The organism is Streptomyces sp. NPDC048275, from assembly GCF_040652275.1.
In the GTDB taxonomy this organism is placed as follows: Bacteria; Actinomycetota; Actinomycetes; order Streptomycetales; family Streptomycetaceae; genus Streptomyces.
On the sequence record NZ_JBEZLR010000233.1, the window covers coordinates 1 to 2,364 of the forward strand.

Annotated in this window: 3 protein-coding genes; all 3 read left to right on the forward strand. The window is 71.2% G+C overall.

Annotation, left to right across the window (positions count from 1 at the left end; genetic code table 11):
- Window positions 1–398: 398 nt before the first annotated feature.
- The 3 genes from AB0D57_RS47565 to AB0D57_RS47575 all read left to right on the forward strand — a co-directional run bounded on the left by AB0D57_RS47565 (window position 399) and on the right by AB0D57_RS47575 (window position 2,260).
- Window positions 399–1,364, forward strand: coding sequence for a zinc-binding dehydrogenase (locus AB0D57_RS47565; RefSeq protein WP_362088746.1), 966 nt, complete (start codon window positions 399–401; stop codon window positions 1,362–1,364).
- A 120-nt stretch (window positions 1,365–1,484) separates the two neighbouring features.
- The gene (locus AB0D57_RS47570; RefSeq protein ID WP_362088747.1) at window positions 1,485–1,694 is read left to right on the forward strand and encodes a helix-turn-helix domain-containing protein; all 210 of its coding nucleotides are present in this window, start codon (window positions 1,485–1,487) and stop codon (window positions 1,692–1,694) included.
- Window positions 1,694–2,260 (forward strand): Clp protease N-terminal domain-containing protein, encoded by a 567-nt coding sequence (locus AB0D57_RS47575; RefSeq protein WP_362088748.1) that lies wholly within the window; start codon window positions 1,694–1,696, stop codon window positions 2,258–2,260. The genes AB0D57_RS47570 and AB0D57_RS47575 overlap by 1 nt, the downstream gene beginning before the upstream one ends.
- Window positions 2,261–2,364 lie beyond the last annotated feature (104 nt).

Genomic DNA, 2,364 nt, shown 5'->3' on the forward strand with positions numbered 1-2,364 from the left:
TTTTTTTTTGTGGGGGGGCGGGGTGGGGGCGGCGCCCCCCGCCCCCCCCTTTTCGCCCCCGCCGTCCCATCCGTTCCTGGGGGCTCCGCCCCCAGACCCCCGCCAGGGGCGCTGCGCCCCCTGGGCCCCCGCCTTCGCCCGAAGGGCTCGTCCTCAAACGGCGGACGGGCTGGATGATGCCGGGCGGCGCTTGAAGGTTTTCAGCCCGTCCGGCGTTTGAGGACGAGGCCGTCCAGGCCGAACGGGGGTCTGGGGGCGGAGCCCCCAGGGGACGGGACGGGTAGGGGCGGCGGGGGCGGAAGAAACCGGGCGGGTGGCGTGGGTCGCAGGGATGGCGGGACGCGTGTCACAGGGGGACGTGGTTCCGTCGGGCGAAGGCGGAGCCTATCGTCAAGGTCATGTTCGCTGCCTATGCCGCCCGGATTGACCGTGACCAGCCGCTCGGGGGCCTGGAGTTGGGGGAGCGCCCGGCCCCCGAGCAGAGGCCGGGCTGGACGACCGTGAACGTCAGGGCCGCGTCCCTGAATCACCATGACCTTTGGTCGCTGCGGGGCGTCGGTCTGGCGGAGGACAAGTTGCCGATGATCCTCGGGTGCGACGCGGCCGGGATCGACGAGGACGGCAACGAGGTCGTGCTGCATTCGGTCATCGGGCAGACGGGGCACGGGGTCGGCCCCAAGGAGCCCCGCTCCATCCTCACGGAGCGCTACCAGGGCACGTTCGCCGAGCAGGTCACGGTCCCGGCGTGGAACGTCATTCCGAAGCCCAAGGAGCTGTCGTTCGAGGAGGCCGCCTGTCTGCCGACGGCGTGGCTGACGGCGTACCGCATGCTCTTCACCAACGCCGGGGTGCGCCCCGGCGACTCCGTGCTGGTTCAGGGCGCCGGCGGTGGCGTGGCCACCGCCGCGATCGTGCTCGGCAAGGCGGCCGGTCTTCGGGTCTTCGCCACCAGTCGCGACGAGGCCAAGCGGAAGCGGGCCGTCGAGCTGGGCGCGGTGGAGGCGCTGGAGTCCGGTGCGCGGCTGCCGCAGCGGGTGGACGCGGTCATCGAGACGGTTGGTGCGGCGACCTGGTCGCACAGCGTCAAGTCGCTGCGGCCCGGGGGGACTCTGGTGATCTCGGGTGCCACCAGTGGCGACCGTCCCTCGCACGCCGAGCTCACGCGCATCTTCTTCCTGGAGCTCAAGGTCGTCGGCTCCACCATGGGCACCAAGGACGAGCTGGAGGACCTGTTGTCCTTCTGCGCCGCGACCGGCGTGCGGCCCGTCATCGACGAGGTGCTTCCGCTCGATCGGGCCCGGGAGGGGTTCGAGCGGCTGGAGGCCGGCGATCAGTTCGGGAAGATCGTTCTTGGTGTGGGGTGAGGTTGCGTCTTTTGGCTGCGGCGGGCTCGGGAGTCTTCGAGCCCGCCGTTTGCGTGTCGGGTCGGGCTGCGCTGTCAACTTCGGTTGACGCAAGATTGGTGTCAATGTAGGTTGACGGTCATGACGGAAGCAACGGATCTCGCCGCGCGGGCGGGTGACCGCGATCCGCGGATCGGGCTGCGGGCGGTCTCCGCGCTGCGGAGACTGCTGGAGCAGTTGGAAGCGGTGCAGGTGCGCAGTGCGCGCCATCAGGGCTGGTCGTGGCAGGAGATCGCCGCGGAACTCGGAGTGAGCAGGCAGGCCGTGCACAAAAAGTACGGGAGGCAGTGATGTTCGAGCGGTTCACCAAGGATGCCCGGGCTGTGGTCGAGGGCGCGGTCGGGCACTCCGAGCGGGTCGGTGCCGACACGGTGGAGGAGGAGCACATGCTGCTCGCCCTCCTCGATCGGGAGGGCAGCCGTGGTGCTTTCGTGCTGGCGTCGCTCGGGGTGGAACGGCGCCGTGACTCGGTGGAACGGGGGCTCGCCGAGGCGCGTCGGCGTGGTGGGCTCTCCCGTGCCGACGCGGACGCGCTGTCCGGGCTCGGTATCGACGTCTCGGAGATCGTCTCCCGGGTGGAAGAGGCGCACGGGGTGGGGGCGTTGGAGTCGGGGAAGCGGGGCGGAAGGGGATGGTGGTCCAGGCATCGGCCGTTCGCGCAGGGGGCCAGGGATGTGCTGACGCAGTCCCTGCGCATGGCGCTGGCTCGCCATGATCGGACCATCGGGGACGAGCATCTTCTGATGGCTTTCACCGTCCGGCCCGGTGTGCTCGCGGAGGTGTTGGCCGACCATGGAGTTACGTACGAGTCGGTGACGCGGGTGTTGTACGGCGGGGGAGTGGCCAAGGCGGGGTGAGGAGGGGGTGGGTTTTCGCCCCCGCCGCCCCTACCCGTCCCGTCCCGGGGGGGGGGGGGGCCCCCCCCCCCCCCCCCCCGCGGGGGGGGGGGGGGGCGGGCGCG